The sequence below is a fragment of the Streptomyces sp. NPDC102467 genome (genome assembly GCF_044765445.1).
In the GTDB taxonomy this organism is placed as follows: domain Bacteria; phylum Actinomycetota; class Actinomycetes; order Streptomycetales; family Streptomycetaceae; genus Streptomyces.
In genome coordinates, this window is the sequence record NZ_JBIWKA010000018.1 from 127,474 (window position 1) to 142,210 (window position 14,737).

General features: G+C 70.2%; 13 protein-coding genes. 11 read left to right on the forward strand and 2 right to left on the reverse strand.

Annotated features, from left to right (window positions below):
• The first annotated feature begins 11 nt into the window (after positions 1-11).
• A complete protein-coding gene (locus ACIREE_RS33365; protein WP_404160669.1) occupies positions 12-1,721 on the forward strand; it encodes an adenine deaminase C-terminal domain-containing protein in 1,710 nt (569 codons plus the stop codon).
• A 73-nt stretch (positions 1,722-1,794) separates the two neighbouring features.
• Here ACIREE_RS33365 and yicI read toward each other — a convergent pair whose 3' ends face one another.
• Positions 1,795-4,023 carry an alpha-xylosidase gene (gene yicI / locus ACIREE_RS33370; protein ID WP_404160671.1) on the reverse strand — a complete coding sequence of 743 codons (2,229 nt, stop codon included), beginning with the start codon at positions 4,021-4,023 and terminating at the stop codon, positions 1,795-1,797.
• A gap of 581 nt (positions 4,024-4,604) precedes the next feature.
• Between yicI and ACIREE_RS33375 the strand changes: the two genes are divergently transcribed.
• From ACIREE_RS33375 to ACIREE_RS33395, 5 genes are all read left to right on the forward strand, one after another.
• On the forward strand, positions 4,605-5,843 hold the full coding sequence (locus tag ACIREE_RS33375; protein ID WP_404160907.1) for an ABC transporter substrate-binding protein: 1,239 nt from the start codon (positions 4,605-4,607) through the stop codon (positions 5,841-5,843).
• 14 nt (positions 5,844-5,857) lie between these two features.
• Positions 5,858-6,805 (forward strand): carbohydrate ABC transporter permease, encoded by a 948-nt coding sequence (locus ACIREE_RS33380; protein WP_404160674.1) that lies wholly within the window; start codon positions 5,858-5,860, stop codon positions 6,803-6,805.
• 5 nt (positions 6,806-6,810) lie between these two features.
• Positions 6,811-7,647: a carbohydrate ABC transporter permease gene (locus ACIREE_RS33385; protein WP_404160676.1), complete on the forward strand. Its 837-nt coding sequence runs from the start codon at positions 6,811-6,813 to the stop codon at positions 7,645-7,647.
• A gap of 8 nt (positions 7,648-7,655) precedes the next feature.
• Complete coding sequence (locus ACIREE_RS33390; RefSeq protein ID WP_404160679.1) at positions 7,656-9,056, forward strand: GH1 family beta-glucosidase; 1,401 nt, start codon at positions 7,656-7,658, stop codon at positions 9,054-9,056.
• Between the two features lie 91 nt (positions 9,057-9,147).
• Positions 9,148-9,849 carry an alpha/beta fold hydrolase gene (locus tag ACIREE_RS33395; protein WP_404160681.1) on the forward strand — a complete coding sequence of 234 codons (702 nt, stop codon included), beginning with the start codon at positions 9,148-9,150 and terminating at the stop codon, positions 9,847-9,849.
• Positions 9,850-9,866: 17 nt separating this feature from the next.
• On the opposite strand, the gene ACIREE_RS33400 is transcribed toward ACIREE_RS33395, so the two are convergent.
• On the reverse strand, positions 9,867-10,487 hold the full coding sequence (locus tag ACIREE_RS33400) for a histidine phosphatase family protein (RefSeq protein ID WP_404160684.1): 621 nt from the start codon (positions 10,485-10,487) through the stop codon (positions 9,867-9,869).
• A 347-nt stretch (positions 10,488-10,834) separates the two neighbouring features.
• Here ACIREE_RS33400 and ACIREE_RS33405 point away from each other — a divergent pair, with 347 nt between their 5' ends.
• The 5 genes from ACIREE_RS33405 to ACIREE_RS33425 all read left to right on the forward strand — a co-directional run bounded on the left by ACIREE_RS33405 (position 10,835) and on the right by ACIREE_RS33425 (position 14,662).
• Positions 10,835-11,131: a WhiB family transcriptional regulator gene (locus ACIREE_RS33405; RefSeq protein WP_404160687.1), complete on the forward strand. Its 297-nt coding sequence runs from the start codon at positions 10,835-10,837 to the stop codon at positions 11,129-11,131.
• A 516-nt stretch (positions 11,132-11,647) separates the two neighbouring features.
• Positions 11,648-11,842, forward strand: coding sequence for a hypothetical protein (locus tag ACIREE_RS33410; protein WP_404160690.1), 195 nt, complete (start codon positions 11,648-11,650; stop codon positions 11,840-11,842).
• Between the two features lie 56 nt (positions 11,843-11,898).
• Positions 11,899-12,636 carry a hypothetical protein gene (locus ACIREE_RS33415; protein WP_404160692.1) on the forward strand — a complete coding sequence of 246 codons (738 nt, stop codon included), beginning with the start codon at positions 11,899-11,901 and terminating at the stop codon, positions 12,634-12,636.
• Positions 12,633-13,562 (forward strand): DUF6895 family protein, encoded by a 930-nt coding sequence (locus ACIREE_RS33420; RefSeq protein WP_404160694.1) that lies wholly within the window; start codon positions 12,633-12,635, stop codon positions 13,560-13,562. Before ACIREE_RS33415 ends, ACIREE_RS33420 begins: the two co-directional genes overlap by 4 nt.
• On the forward strand, positions 13,562-14,662 hold the full coding sequence (locus ACIREE_RS33425; protein WP_404160696.1) for a serine hydrolase domain-containing protein: 1,101 nt from the start codon (positions 13,562-13,564) through the stop codon (positions 14,660-14,662). Before ACIREE_RS33420 ends, ACIREE_RS33425 begins: the two co-directional genes overlap by 1 nt.
• Positions 14,663-14,737: the final 75 nt, after the last annotated feature.

The following is a 14,737-nucleotide window of genomic DNA, read 5'->3' on the forward strand; positions in this document are numbered from 1 at the left end:
AGTACGACCTCATGAGTGAACAGCACGACCTCCGGATCAGCGGCGGGCGCGTCGTGTCCACGTTCACCGGTGAGGAGTTCGCCGCCGACGTCCTGGTCCGGGGAGAGCTGATCAGCGCGGTGCTGCCGCCGGGCACCCCCGCGCAGGCGCGGGAGGAGATCGACGCCACCGGCATGCTGATCGTCCCGGGGTTCGTGGACGCCCACATGCACATCGAGAGCGCGTTCCTGACGCCGCAGGAGTTCGCCGCGGTGACGCTGGCCCGCGGGACGACGACGGTCCTCGCCGACCCGCACGAGATCGTCAACGTCGCAGGACGGGACGCGATGCGCTGGATGATCGACGCCGGACGGGAGACCGCACAGACCCAGCTGTGGGGCGTGCCGTCGTGCGTGCCCGCGCTGGAGGGCCTGGAACACGCCGGCGCCGCCCTGTCCGCCGAGGACATCGCGGAGATGCTCCGCTGGCCGGGCGTGATCGCGCTGGGCGAGGTCATGGACTACCGGGCGGTCGTCGCGGGTGACCGACGGATGCACGAGATCACCGGCGTGGCCCGCGAGCAGGGCGCGATCCTGGACGGCCACTGCCCGAACCTGTCCGGTGCCGAGCTGAGCGCCTACCTCGCCACCGGTGTCGACTCCGACCACACCAAGAACCGCACCGAGGTGCTGCTGGAGAAGGCCCGCCTGGGCATGACGATGATGCTCCAGGAGAAGTGCCTCAGCGAGGATGTGGCCGCGGCCCTCCTGGCGTTGCCTCAGATGCCGCCGCTGTGCCTGGTCACGGACGACCTCGCCGCCGACCACATCGTCACCAAGGGACACCTCGACCACATCGCCCGGGTCGCGGTCGCCGCGGGGTTCCCGCCGCACGTCGTCCTGCGGGCCCTCACCTGGACGCCGGCCCAGCGGATGCGGCTGTACGACCGTGGCGTGGTCTCTCCGGGCAAGCGAGCCGACCTGGTGCTCCTGCGCGGTGAACTGGCCGCGTTCGACCCCGCGTCCGTGCTGGCAGGGGGCCGGGTGGTGGGCCGGGACGGAACGCCCGTCCACGAGACTCCGCCCACGGCCGTCCCCGGTCTGGACAGCCGGGTGGACGTGGAGGCACAGCACGCGGACGGGTTCCGCTGGCAGGTGGACCTGCCGGACGGAACGCACCGCTTCCGGGCCATGCGTGTGAACCCGCGCGACACCTACACCGAGGCGGCGGAGATCGAACTGCCCGTCTCCGGTGGCGAGGTGCAGTGGGAAGGCCGGGCCGTCCTGGTCCGGGTCCGCAACCGTTACGGGCGCGACGGTGTCGTCTGCGCCCCCCTCCTCGGCCGAGATCTGGGCGAGGGCGCGGTGGCGACGACGTACGCCCACGACAGCCACAACCTGCTGACGATCGGTACGTCGCGGGCGGCGATGGCCGCGGCCGCGGCGACCGTGGTCGCCGACGGGGGCGGGGTGGCCGTGGTGCGCGGCACCGAGGGAGAGACCGTCGCGGCGCGCATGCCGCTGCCCGTGGGCGGCGTCCTGTCCGCCCGGCCTGCCGGTGAGGTCGCCGAGGAGGCCGGCGCCGTGCGGGCCGCACTGGAGGCCTGGGGCTGGGACCACCTCAACCCGTTCATGAGCGTGTCGACCCTGACGCTGGCCGTCTCGCCGGCGCTGAAGATCACCGACCGATCGCTGGTGGATGTCGTGCGCCGCGAACCGGTGGGGGCGACGGTCGCCGACTGACGTAGGGGATGAGAGACGGGCTGTGTCCCGGTCTCGCGCACGCCGTGCGCGAGACCGGGACACAGCCGTGGTGTCACAGCTCCGTGATCGTGGGCTCTGGGACCCCCTCGGACGTGGCCACCGCCACCGCGCCGCTGCCCGCGTCCCGCGTCACCCGATACGCGGCGGCCTGACGGCCGTGCTGGTCGGGGACCGTGACGGTCACGTCGTGCGCGTCGGGGGCCACGAGCAGGGTCAGGCCGTCGATCCAGTCGCCGTCCGGGCGTTGCTCGTCCGCTCCGTACGGGAGCACCGCGCCGGGACGCACATACAGCGGCAGGCTGTCGTAGCCGTGGGTTTCGCGGCGCCAGGCCGGGCCCGTGACCCGTTCGCCGGTCAGCAGGTGGGTCCAGGTGCCTTCCGGCAGGTAGAACTCGACGTCGCCGTCGGCGGCGAAGACGGGCGCGACCAGCAGGTCCGGGCCGAGCATGTACTGGCGGTCCAGGGTGCGGGCGGTCGGATCGCCGGGGAACTCCAGGAGCATCGGCCGCATCAGCGGCACGCCCGCGGCGTGGGCCTCGGCCGCGACCCCGTACAGGTACGGCATGAGGCGGTGCTTGAGCTTGGTGAACTTCCGGGCCACGTCGACCGCCTCTTCACCGAACTCCCACGGCACCCGGTACGAGCTCGAGCCGTGCAGGCGGCTGTGGGAGGAGAGCAGGCCGAAGGCGAGCCAGCGTTTGAAGACCGCCGGGTCGGGTGTTCCCTCGAAGCCGCCGATGTCGTGGGACCAGAAGCCGAAGCCGGACAGGGAGAGCGAGAGGCCGCCGCGCAGGGACTCGGCCATGGCGCCGAACGACGACCAGCAGTCGCCGCCCCAGTGCACGGGGAACTGCTGTCCGCCCGCCGTCGCCGACCGGGCGAACAGGACCGCCTCGCCGATGGCGCGCTCCTTCTCCAGGAGTTCGAAGACCACCTGGTTGTAGAGGTGCGTGTAGTAGTTGTGCATGCGCTCCGGGTCGGAGCCGTCGTGCCAGACCACATCGGTGGGGATGCGCTCGCCGAAGTCGGTCTTGAAGCAGTCGACCCCCTGGTCCAGGAGGACCTTCAACTTGCCCTGGAACCAGGCGGATGCGTCGGGATTCGTGAAGTCGACGAGCCCCATGCCGGCCTGCCACAGGTCCCACTGCCAGATGTCGCCGTCGGCCTTCTTCACCAAGTAGCCGTTTGCGGCGGCCTCGTCGAACAGGGCTGACTTCTGCGCGATGTACGGGTTGATCCAGAGGGAGATCCGCAGGCCGCGCTCCTTGAGCCGGGCCAGCATGCCCACCGGGTCGGGGAAGACGTCCGGGTCCCAGGTGAAGTCCGACCACTGGTACTCGCGCATCCAGAAACAGTCGAAGTGGAAGACACTGAGCGGGATGTCGCGCTCGGCCATGCCGTCGACGAAGGACGTCACCGTTTCCTCGTCGTACTGCGTGGTGAACGACGTCGTCAGCCACAGGCCGAACGACCAGGCCGGCGGCAGTGCCGGGCGGCCGGTCAGCGCGGTGTAGCGGCGTAGCACGTCCTTCGGGGTCGGGCCCGCAATGACGTAGTACTCCAACGCCTGGTCCTCGACGCTGAACTGCATCTGGCCGACCGCTTCGGAGCCGATCTCGTAGCCGACCCGGCCGGGGTGGTTGACGAACACGCCGTAGGCCCCGGTGGGGGAGAGGTGCAGGCTGAACGGGACGTTCTTGTACGCCTGATCGCTGCTGGTGCCGCCGTCGGCCTGCCACATGTCGACGACCTGGCCGTTCTTGACGAACGGAGTGAAGCGCTCGCCGAGGCCGTAGACCTGTTCGCCGACGCCGAGCGTCAGCTGACCGGCCATGTGGTGGGCGCCGTCGCCGGTGGTGAAGAAGGCAGTGCCCTTGCGGCCCACCGAGGTCACCTCGCGCCTGTCAGCGTCGCGGAAGGACAGCGTCCAGGGCTCGGCCGTGTTGAGGCGTACTGCCAGGGAGCCGCTCGTCAGCTCGACGACGTCGCCGTCCCGGTGTACGTGCCCGGCGGTGGTGTCCGTGCCGGTGAGCGCGAAGTGGGGGCCGGTCCGCCGCGTGCCCGCCAGGTGGGTCGTACGGACGCCGATCACTCCCTCGGCGGGAGAGAAGCAATCAGTGGTCAGCAAGGGGGAGTTGAGGGTGTCGCCGCGCCGCTCGACGCGCTTGACGGCGGCGTACGCGGTGAAGCGGCCGTCGCCCGTACGGACGTCGCGGACCTCGGTGGCGTACGAGGCCTGAACCCCGTCGCGCATCAGCCAAAAGCCGTCGGTGAACTTCATGATCTTCCCTGGGAGCAGAGGTGGTTCGGGTCAGTGGGCGGGCGTCGTCCGGTCGCCCCTTCGTGGCTCTGCCGACGCCATTTGACCGCACGGAAAACAAAAGAGCAAGGGCGCAAGGTGAAGATTCATCGAAGCGCTTCGACACCCATAAACACTGGTGAAAGTGGGGCTGCGACGTAGAGAATGCACCCTTGGGTCTAGCGCTTCGACGCTCCATGGCGTATTAGTCAACCAGGAAAACAAACACCCGGTGGACGCCGGGGCACCGCGCAGCAGCAAAGGGCCGCACCATGTCCGATCCCGTCACTCGCACCCCTCGCCGGGCCGGCTCCCCTCGCGGTCCCGCCTCGGTCGAGGCGCGACACGTACAACGCCTCCCGCACCTCCGGCCACTCGGCGTCCGCTGACGCCCGGCCCCCCTTCCGCGCAGCAGTCCACGCGGCGCGGGTCGGAGCCGTACCGGGACACGCGAACACCCCGGCGGGACACCGGAGTTCCGCCGGGCCGGCCACCCCTCTCAGGCAAGGGCAACCACCGTGACAGCAGTACCTCCACCGGACGCGACGCGCACCGGGCGCCGTATCCCCGGGCGACGGGCCCGACGAGCCCGACGAGCCACAGCCCCGCTCACAGTTGTCTCCGCGCTCGTCGCGACCGCGGCGCTCGCCGGCTGCGGCGCGCAGCGTGACGACGACGTCTACACCGTCCTCAACTCCTCGACGGACGACTCGTACCACGGCTGGGACGCCGCCACGCTGACCCGCTGCAGCAAGCAGCTGGGCATCGACATCGAGCAGCAGAGCGTGCCCGCCGCGCAGGTCATGACGAAGTCGCTGCGCATGGCCTCGTCGAAGTCGCTCCCGGACGTCATCCAGTTCGACGCCTCCGAGGTACCGACCTTCGCCGAGGCGGGCGGCCTGATCGACCTGCGCACCCTGGGCCTGTCCAGCAAGGGCATACCCGAGGGCATCGTCGACTTCGGCTCGTACAAGGGGACGTACTACGGGGCGGCGCGCACGGTGAACACCCTCGCCCTCTTCTACAACAAGGACATCCTCGACAAGGCCGGTCTCGAAGTCCCCACGACCTGGGCCGAGATGCGGGAGACGGCGAAGAAGCTCACCCAGGGCAAGCAGTACGGCATCGCCCTGAGTGCGGGCGGCGCCGAGGACGGCGTCTTCCAGTTCACCCCGTTCATGTGGTCCAACGGCGGCGACGAGACGGACCTCGCCACGCCGAAGGTCGCCGGGGCGCTCGACTACTGGAAGGGCCTCCTCAAGGACGGCTCGCTGTCCAAGTCGACGGTCAACTGGACGCAGGCCGACGTCAACGACCAGTTCATGGCGGGCAACGCGGCGATGATGATCAATGGTCCGTGGCAGGTCGAGACCCTCAACACCAAGAAGGACCTGCACTGGGGCATCGCCCAGATCCCGGTCCCGAAGGCGGGTGACAAGTCCGTCGGCCCGCTCGGCGGCGCCGTGCTGACCGTGCCCAAGACCGGTGACAGCGCGCGCGAAAAGACTGCCGCGAAGATCATCGGCTGCATGTCGAGCGAGAAGGAGCAGATCTCCTACGCGCGCAACAGCTGGATGGTTCCGGCGAATGAGAAGGCCGCGGCGATCTGGCGCAAGGACGTGCCCGAACTCGACGCGCTCGCCGACCAGGTGGCCACCGCCCGTTCCCGCACTACGAAGGTCGGGGCGCGCTGGGCGTCCGTGTCGCTGGCCCTGCAGAGCGCCTTCCAGTCGGCGCTGACCGGCCAGTCGAGCGAGGCCGCGCTGAAGAAGGCGCAGACCCGCGCCATGAGCGGGAACTGAGGAGACTCACGAACATGTCGACCACCACGGCCTCCGCCGCCACCCGCCCGGCGCCCGCCGCCACTGTGAAACAGCGCGACACGCGACGCCGCCGCAAGCTGTCCCAGTGGGGCTTCATCGCCCCCGCCGTCGTCTTCATGCTGCTGTTCTTCGGCTACCCGCTCGTGCGCAACGTCGTGATGAGCTTCCAGGACTTCTCCCCGTCCACGTTCTTCGACGGCAAGTCCCCCTTCAACGGCACCGACAACTGGAGCAAGGTCTTCCACGACGACCTCTTCGGCAAGGCGCTGTGGCACACCATCGTCTTCACCATCGGTTCCCTGCTCGGTCAGTTCGGCATCGGCCTCGCGCTCGCCGTCTTCTTCACGAAGAGGTTCCCCCTCAACGGGGTGCTGCGCTCGCTGATTCTGCTGCCCTGGCTCGTACCGATGGTCGTCTCCGGCATCGTGTGGCGGCGCATCCTCGACCAGGACACCGGTGTCCTCAACTCCTTCTTCGACACCCTCGGCCTCGGCGGCGGCCACACCCCGTGGCTGACCAGCCCCGGCATGGCCCTGTTCTCCGTGATCATGGTGAACATCTGGATCGGCATCCCGTTCAACATGGTGATCCTCTACGGGGGGCTGCAGGAGATCCCGAAGGAGTTGTACGAGGCCGGTTCCCTGGACGGCGCCTCGGCCTGGCGCACGTTCCGCTCCATCACGCTGCCCTTGCTGAAGCCGGTGATCACGGTCGTCCTCGTGCTGGGCTTCATGTCGACGGTGAAGATCCTCGACCTGATCCTGGCCCTGACCGACGGCGGCCCCGCCGACTCCACCCAGACGCTCGGCACCCTCACCTACCAGAACTCCTTCGTCCAGCTCGACTTCGGCGCAGGTGCTGTCGTCGGCAACGTCCTGATCCTGATCTCCGCCGTCTTCGCGGTGTTCTACCTGCGGGCCAACCGCTCCGAGGGGAAGTGACCGGCATGGCGACCACTCACCCGTCCGTCGTACAGAAGCCGAAGCGCCGCTGGGGCACCACCGTCGCCGGCGTGGTCATCCTGTGCGTGATGCTGTTCCCGCTGTACTGGATGATCAACACGGCGCTGCAGCCCGAGTCCGGACTGCTCGAAGTCTCGCCCGTACCGCACTCGTTGGACCTGTCCGGCTTCACCTCCGCCGTCAGCGAGCAGGGCGGTCATCTGCTCACCTCGTTCGCCGTCGCGCTCGGCGCGGTCGCCATCTGCCTCGCGATCGCCGCGCCCGCCGCGTACGGACTCGCCCAGTTCCGGCTGCGCGCCACCCGCACCATCGTCTTCGGCACACTCATCACGCAGATGGTCCCGGGCATCGTCATCGCCAACGCCCTCTACAGCGCGTACGTCGATCTCGGCCTGGTCAACTCCTACTTCGGCCTGATGCTCGCCGACGCCTCGCTCGGCATCCCCTTCGCCATCGTCCTGATGCGCTCGTTCATGGTGGCCATCCCCAAGGAGGTCATCGAGGCCGCCGAGGTCGACGGCGCCGGCAAGCTGCGCACCTTCGTCCGGGTCGTGCTGCCGATGAGCCGCAACTCCCTGATCACAGCGGGCCTGTTCTCCTTCCTCTACGCGTGGAGCGACTTCATGTTCGCGCTCACGCTCAACACCACCGACGACGTCAAACCGGTCACCCTCGGCATCTACCAGTACATCGGCGCCCACGTCGGCGACTGGGGCTCCGTCATGGCCGCGTCCGTCCTGTCGGCGATCCCGGCGGCCGTGCTGCTCGTCCTCGCCCAGAAGTACATCGCCGCCGGCATCACCGGCGGATCCGTCAAGTAAGGCTGATCATGAGCGACCTGACCCCCTTGCCCGCGTTCCCCGAAGGCTTCGTGTTCGGAGCGGCCACCGCCTCGTACCAGATCGAGGGCGCCGCCACCGAGGACGGCCGCGGCCCCTCCATCTGGGACACCTACAGCCATACGCCGGGCCGCACGGACGGCGGCGACACCGGTGATGTGGCCTGCGACCACTACCACCGCTACCCCGAGGACGTGGCGCTGCTGCGCGACCTCGGCGTGGACTCGTACCGCTTCTCCATCGCCTGGCCGCGGATCCAGCCGACGGGCGAGGGACCCACGAACCAGAAGGGCCTCGACTTCTACTCCCGCCTGGTCGACGAGCTGCTGGAGGCGGGCATCGAACCGGCCGCCACCCTCTACCACTGGGACCTGCCGCAGGCCCTGGAAGACCGCGGCGGCTGGCGTGTGCGCGAGACCGCCGAGCGGTTCGGCGAGTACGCGGGGATCGTCGCCGAACACCTCGCCGACCGTGTGCCGCGCTGGATCACCCTCAACGAGCCGTGGTGCAGCGCCTTCCTCGGCTACTCCGTGGGCCGCCACGCGCCCGGCGCGAAGGAGGGCACCGGCGCCCTTGCCGCCGCGCACCACCTGCTCGTCGGGCACGGCCTGGCGATGAAGGCGCTGCGGGCGGCCGGAGTGCGCGATGCGGGCATCACCCTCAACCTCGACCGCAACGTCCCCGCGACCGACTCGGCCGCCGACCGTGCCGCCGTGCTGCGCGCCGACACCCAGCACAACCTCGTATGGACCGAACCGATTCTCGCGGGCCGCTACCCGGCCTCGGACGAGGACACCTGGGGCGAACTGATCACCCGTCAGGAGTTCCGGCGCGACGGCGACCTCGAACTGATCGCCCAGCCAATGGACTTCCTCGGCATCAACTACTACCGGCCCATCGTGGTCGCCGACGCCCCCCACCGCGAGCCCGACCCGGCGGCGCGCGTCGCCACCGACAACCGGTACGCGGAGACGTCCTACCCGGACGTACGGAAGACGGCCATGGGGTGGCCGGTCGTCCCCGAGTCCTTCACGGACCTGCTGACCGACCTGAAGGCCAGGTACGGCGACGCCCTGCCGCCCGTCCACATCACCGAGAACGGCTCCGCCGAACACGACGCCGTCGCTGACGACGGCGCCGTGCACGACGCCGACCGCGTCACCTACCTGCACGACCACCTCACGGCGCTGCGCGCGGCCATCGACAAGGGCGTCGACGTGCGCGGCTACTACGTGTGGTCGCTCCTGGACAACTTCGAGTGGGCGCTGGGCTATGCCAAACGGTTCGGCATCGTCCGCGTCGACTACGCCACCCAGCAGCGCACCCCCAAGGACAGCTACCACTGGTACCGACGGCTGATCGCGGCGCACCGCTCAGAGGAATCCGCGTAGCGTCTCGTCGTCCGGGCTGCCGGCCTCGGGGTGGTGGGCGTGCACGGGCGTGGGCGTGCACGCCCGGACGGCACAAGGGAGAGAGCGTTCGATGGGTGGGAGCAGTACGCGCGCCGCGGGGCGATCGGCATTGCGGGTCATATCCGGTGGCGTCGATCCGCAGAGCGCGGTGCTGGTGCTGCACGGTGGCCGGGAGGCGGGGCGTGAACCGGCCAGGCCCTGGCAGCCGCCCGCCCTGCGGATGCGCCCGTTCATCGCAGCCGTCCGCCGGGCGGCACCGCACCACCGGCTCCTGGTCGGGTCGGTCCGCTACCGCTACAGGGGCTGGAACGGTGCCGCCGCCGACCCTCTGCGCGACACCGAAGACGCCCTCGCCGAACTGGCCCGCCGCGTGGGCGACATCCCCGTGGTGCTCCTTGGCCACTCCATGGGCGGCCGCGCCGCGCTGCGAGCAGCCGGTGCCTCCCCCGTACGCGGTGTCGTGGCCCTCGCCCCCTGGTGTCCCGACGGCGAACCGACGAGCCACCTGCACGACCGGACCGCGATCGTCGTACACGGAGACCTCGACCGGATCACCGACCCTCGCGCTTCTACGGCGATGATGGTGCGCGCCCGTGCCCAGGGCGCCCGCACGGCGACACTCGTCGTGGCGGGCGGCGACCATGCGATGCTGCGCCGCAGCCGGGTATGGCATCGCACGGCGACCTCGGCGGTGGCGGAGATTCTCGCGCCGGGCACCGGGTCGCCTCTCGTGCGCCGCGCCGTGAAGTCCGGTGTGCCGCACACGATGTGACGGCCGGGGCGTGGTTCTCAGGGCGTGCGGAGTTCGGAGGGGAACCCGGTCCAGCGCAATTCGTGCGGGAGGTGGCTCACGTCGTTGTGGACAAGGACGCCGGCGGGCCGGGCCTCGGCGTAGCGGATCACGGTCAGTGCCGCGTTGCCGTGGGTGAGACTCATCCAGCGCCAGGCCGGTGCGTCCAGCGCGGCACGGACCAGCCAGGCGACGAGGAACGCGTGGGTGACGACGAGGTCGTGCCGGGGCGCGTCCCCGTGGGCCGTCGGCCCGGTGAAATCCGCGAGCGCCCGGCATGCCAACTCCGCGCCCTGCGCGCGCTCTTCGGCCGAGACCGAAGCCAGGCGCGACAGCATGGCGTCGGCCGACTCCGGCGGGAGCTCGCCCCGCTCCGGTACGTACGGGACGTAGTCCCCGGCCGCCTCGCACTCGCGCAGCGGCACTCCGTTCAGCTGCTCCGCGACCAGTCGGGCGGTCTGCGCCGCACGAGGCAGCGGACCGTGGTGGACGGCTGTCAGCGGGACGCCACGAAGACGCCGACCCAGCAGCTCGGCCTGCCGTCGCCCAGCACGTGAGAGTCCGCCCTCTTCGGATGTGGCTTCACCATGACGGGCGAGGTACAGGTATCGATCTTGCATGCCGAGGGGGACGCCATCCCGGCAGCGCCGGTTCCCGGGGCCGAGCGGCGGGGCGAGGAGTGGCGGCGGGCAGGGCGGTGCGGGCCAGGCCGAACAGGTAGGTGCGGTCGTCCTCGTCCAGCCGCAGGGCCCGGGCGACCGCGGCGAGCACGCCTTCGGACACGCCGCCGGACATGGCCGACCGAAAGAGCCTGAAGCGAGCACGCCCACTGTCGTTCCCCGGGCGTAACTCCCCGTTCAAGCAATGGTGATGGGCTGCACAGGCCAGATGCGTGCCGTACAGTCACGCGCCATCTGCGGCTCAGGCCGCGCGAGCGAGATGCAAAGGGGGCGGGAGCGTGTCCGGCATGCGCGACACGTGGTGGGAGCGTGCGATGTGCCGCACGGCCGACCCGGACGACCTGTTCGTGGAAGGTGCCGCGCAGACGGGCGCCAAGCGCATCTGCGCCGCCTGCGTGGTCAAGACCGAATGCCTGGCCCATGCGTTGGACGAGCGCATCGAGCACGGCGTATGGGGAGGTATGACCGAGCGTGAGCGCCGCTCCCTGCTGCGTCGCCGCCCGACGGTTGCTTCCTGGCACCGGCTGCTGGCGGCGGCCGAGGCGGATCACGCCCCGGGCGACCGGCAGGCGAAAGCTTCCTGACCGCGCCTGCTGACCACGCTGCGCAGCGGGCTGCCTTCGCCATGCCCCACAGGCGGCAGGCATATGCCTGCCGCCTGGCATATGCCGCGACGTACTGCGGATGAGCGCACTCTTGAGCCAAGCCTTGGCGGCGACTCACGCGACAGAGGCCCGCAGGCTCGCCAAACACGCGGGGCGTCACTTCTCCCTTCGGCCATTTCTCGCCACCTGTGCAGGAGTTGGGGCAGGGGAGCGGTCATATACGACTACTGTGGGGCCCGGCTCAACGCCACATCCCCCCGTGTGTGGCGTTGAGCCGCTACTCCGTGGAGCGTCACCCGTTTGGCCTAACGGTGGTGCTCGATTTCATGTCGCCCGGGCGTGTCGCATGGACAGGTATGGCGGGCCCAGTTGGTCGGCGGTATCGGCGAGCTCCTCCTCGACGCGGCTGTATCGGTTGCTATGTGCCCTTATGTGGTGTTTCCGTGAGGTGTTCGGGCATGACGAAAGTGCCGACGTCGATACGGAGGAGCAATGATGCTCACTCTCCAGACCACGAGCCTCGTACTCGACAAGGAAGTCATCGAAGGGTTGATGGCCCCATCAGAAGCGCCCGTGAGTGACGCTCCGATCCCGTCGGTGGAAGACGCCGGCAGCGGTACCGGAGCTCTCCTGCTCGGGCTGGGCCTTCTCCTCTCGCCGAAGGAGCCGAAGGAGCCGAAGGGCCGGTGATCAGCGAATGCTCACGCACCGCCCACAACGGGTCGGCTGAGCGTTTGGCTTGTCGTGTGCTCGGCGCCCTGCAGGGCGCCGAGCACACGACGCTCGCCGCCGCCCACATGGAGCTCGCCGCGGGCCTGTCCGTGGACGAGCAGATGGTGGCCGTGGCCGCGGTGCGTCTCCTGGGCGCGGACGTGCTGGCGCCCTACGTGCTGACCGGCCGTACCCCGCCCGCCGAGGAGAGGGCCGCCATCGAAGTGGCGCTTGCCGCACTCCCGCCGGCCCAGCCTCCCCCCGCCGCGCCGCCCGAGGGCGCGGAACAGGCGTGGGTGAGGGCGTGGATCGACTGGTCCCTCGTCACCGTTCTCGCACGTATCGACCCCTCGTACATGGCGCCGGCGACGCCCGAACCTCCACCGCCACCGCGGTGCGACGCCGGAGCGGCGCGCAGGCAGCCACCCACCACCGTGCCCGGCGACGCGGCACGAGAGGGCTGGGTGCCCTGGTCGGTGCGGATGGGACAGCTGTCCTCGCTCGCCCTGCCCGGTCAGGACGGGCCGGTGCACCAAGCCGCACGTTCCGGTGTGCTGGGGCTGGCGCGCGGTGCCACCCGCGCTGTGTTGCGGCGTGATTTCCCCACCGCCGCACGCATCACCCGCTGGCTGGCCTGGCTGCACTCCGAGCGCGTGGAACTGCCGCTGGACCCGGCGCCGTTGACGGAGCACATCGCCCTGCTCGGCGCGGGCGGACGCGTCGCCCTGGACACGGCCATCTCCCGTCGGATGCTCGGCTTGGAACCCGTATGAGTCACCCTCCCGCCGATATCGCACACGCCGTGAGTTCCCGGGCACTGCGCTGGCTGCACGACAACCGCCGGTACGGCGCGTTGTCCGACCTGCCCGACGCCGACCTCAGTGCCGACAGGGGTGCGTACAAGGCCCTGGGCGAAACAGCCTTGGCGACCTCACTGGTCCTGCGCAGTGGCGCCGCCGGAACGACCGAACTCACCCTCGCCGGCGACCTGCTCACCTTCTGCTGGCAGCAGACGGGTGAGGGCACGCTGCTCTACGAGCGACTGCTGCGCAACCCCCTGAAGACAGACCCGCTGGAGACGTACGCACACTTCGTCCGCGGTGGCTTCCGCAACCGGGAACTGGACGCACTTCTCGCCCATACGGTGCCTCTGACCTCCACACACGCGGCGGAACACGTGCCCAACCGTCGTCTCGGCGTAGCCAACGCCATCCGCGTGAGCGGACTGGACGAGGGGCCCGGCACCCCCCGGTGGGCCGCGCTCACCCGCGCCACCTGGCTGGGCAACACACCCGACCCCTGGCACATCGACTGGCTGACCGCCTACGCCGTCACCCACACCGTCTACCACCTCACGGACTGGGGACGGCTCCCCGCCGGGCTTCCGGCGGACCTCGTCGACTATCTGCACCGCTGGCTTCCGGTGTGGACCGACATCTGGGCGGAGGCCGGTCACTGGGACCTGATGGCCGAACTGATGATCGCCGAGATGTGCCTGACCGACTCTCACGTGGACGCCGAGGACTGGCAGCGTCTTGCCGACGTCCAGCACGAGGACGGCATGGTGCCCCGCGACGACCAGCCCGTGGACGACGATCCCGCCCAGCGCTTCGACGATCACCAGCACCCGACCATCGTCGCCGTCATCGCCGGCAACCTGGCGCTCACCCGCGCGCTGGAAGCCCCGCAGCCGAACTGATGGCGCCCGAGCCGACCTCTCCCGACCTGGCCGCCTCGCTCCTGGACCGCACGCTCTGGCCGACGCTCCCTCTTTCCGCGCTGCTGTCCTCGGCGCCGACAGCCAGCGCTGTCGCGATCGGCCTGCACCGCGACGGGCGGCGCGCTCTCATCGTCGACGGCACCACGGAACACCACGGGGATGTACCGGTGGACGCGGCGACCCGCTTCGAACTCGGCTCGGTCACCAAGACCTTCACCGCCCTGCTGCTGGCCGAGCAGGCAGCCCGCGGCGAACTGCGCCACCACGACCCCGTCCTCCGCCATCTACCGCCCGGCACCCGCCCGCCGCCCGGCGGAACGGCCATCAGCCTGACCCACCTGGCCACCCACACCTCCGGCCTGCCCCGACTGCCGCCCGGCCTGGTGCGCACGGCGATCCCGCACCTGTTCACCAACCCCTATGCCGCCTTCACCCCCGCCGACACCCTGCGCGCTCTCTCCCGCGCCCGGCTACGGTTCCGGCCGGGCACCCGCATGCGCTACTCGAACTTCGGCGTCGGCATTCTCGGACACGCCCTGAGCGGCGCGGCCGGCGTACAGGACTATGAATCCCTGCTGAACGACCGGATTCTCCGCCCCCTCGGGCTGCACGACACGGACTGCGGCAGCACCGCGCGTGACGGCGCGTCCTACGTCACCGGTTACTGGCGCGGCCGTGCCCGGCCGCCGTTCCGCATCCCCGGGATGCCGGCGGCCGGAGCCGTCCGCGCCGGCGTGCGTGATCTCCTGACCTTCACCGAAGCGCTGCTCGCCCCGGACGATGCCGTACAGGAGTCGGCGCGGCCGGACCCACTGCGTGCTGCCCTCCACGACACGACCCGTCCGCGGCTCGCCACCCGAAAAGGCGCCCAGCAGATCTCACTGATCTGGAACATCCGCCCGCAACGCGACGGTTCGAGCATCTATCACCACTCGGGCGGCACCCGCGGCTGCACCGTCTTCGCCGGCTTCAGCCCACAACAGCGCATCGCGGTCGTCGCCCTCGCCAACTGTGCCCCCGGCGGGGGCAACGACCTCATCCAGCGGGCCTACGACACCCTGCTGGCTCTCGGCGTCTGAGTTCACGGGCGGGGTCGTACGGGGAGCATGTCCATCAACGGCGAGGACTCGCCGCCGAAGGGATGACGGTCGGCG

Bases quoted from the DNA above. Each gene is read 5' to 3' on its own strand.
- ACIREE_RS33365 (WP_404160669.1), top strand. From the start codon at position 12: ATGAGTGAACAGCACGACCTCCGGATCAGCGGCGGGCGCGTCGTGTCC.
- yicI (WP_404160671.1), bottom strand. From the start codon at position 4,023: ATGAAGTTCACCGACGGCTTTTGGCTGATGCGCGACGGGGTTCAGGCC.
- ACIREE_RS33380 (WP_404160674.1), top strand. From the start codon at position 5,858: ATGTCGACCACCACGGCCTCCGCCGCCACCCGCCCGGCGCCCGCCGCC.
- ACIREE_RS33385 (WP_404160676.1), top strand. From the start codon at position 6,811: ATGGCGACCACTCACCCGTCCGTCGTACAGAAGCCGAAGCGCCGCTGG.
- ACIREE_RS33390 (WP_404160679.1), top strand. From the start codon at position 7,656: ATGAGCGACCTGACCCCCTTGCCCGCGTTCCCCGAAGGCTTCGTGTTC.
- ACIREE_RS33395 (WP_404160681.1), top strand. From the start codon at position 9,148: ATGGGTGGGAGCAGTACGCGCGCCGCGGGGCGATCGGCATTGCGGGTC.
- ACIREE_RS33400 (WP_404160684.1), bottom strand. From the start codon at position 10,487: ATGCAAGATCGATACCTGTACCTCGCCCGTCATGGTGAAGCCACATCC.
- ACIREE_RS33405 (WP_404160687.1), top strand. From the start codon at position 10,835: ATGCGCGACACGTGGTGGGAGCGTGCGATGTGCCGCACGGCCGACCCG.
- ACIREE_RS33410 (WP_404160690.1), top strand. From the start codon at position 11,648: ATGCTCACTCTCCAGACCACGAGCCTCGTACTCGACAAGGAAGTCATC.
- ACIREE_RS33420 (WP_404160694.1), top strand. From the start codon at position 12,633: ATGAGTCACCCTCCCGCCGATATCGCACACGCCGTGAGTTCCCGGGCA.
- ACIREE_RS33425 (WP_404160696.1), top strand. From the start codon at position 13,562: ATGGCGCCCGAGCCGACCTCTCCCGACCTGGCCGCCTCGCTCCTGGAC.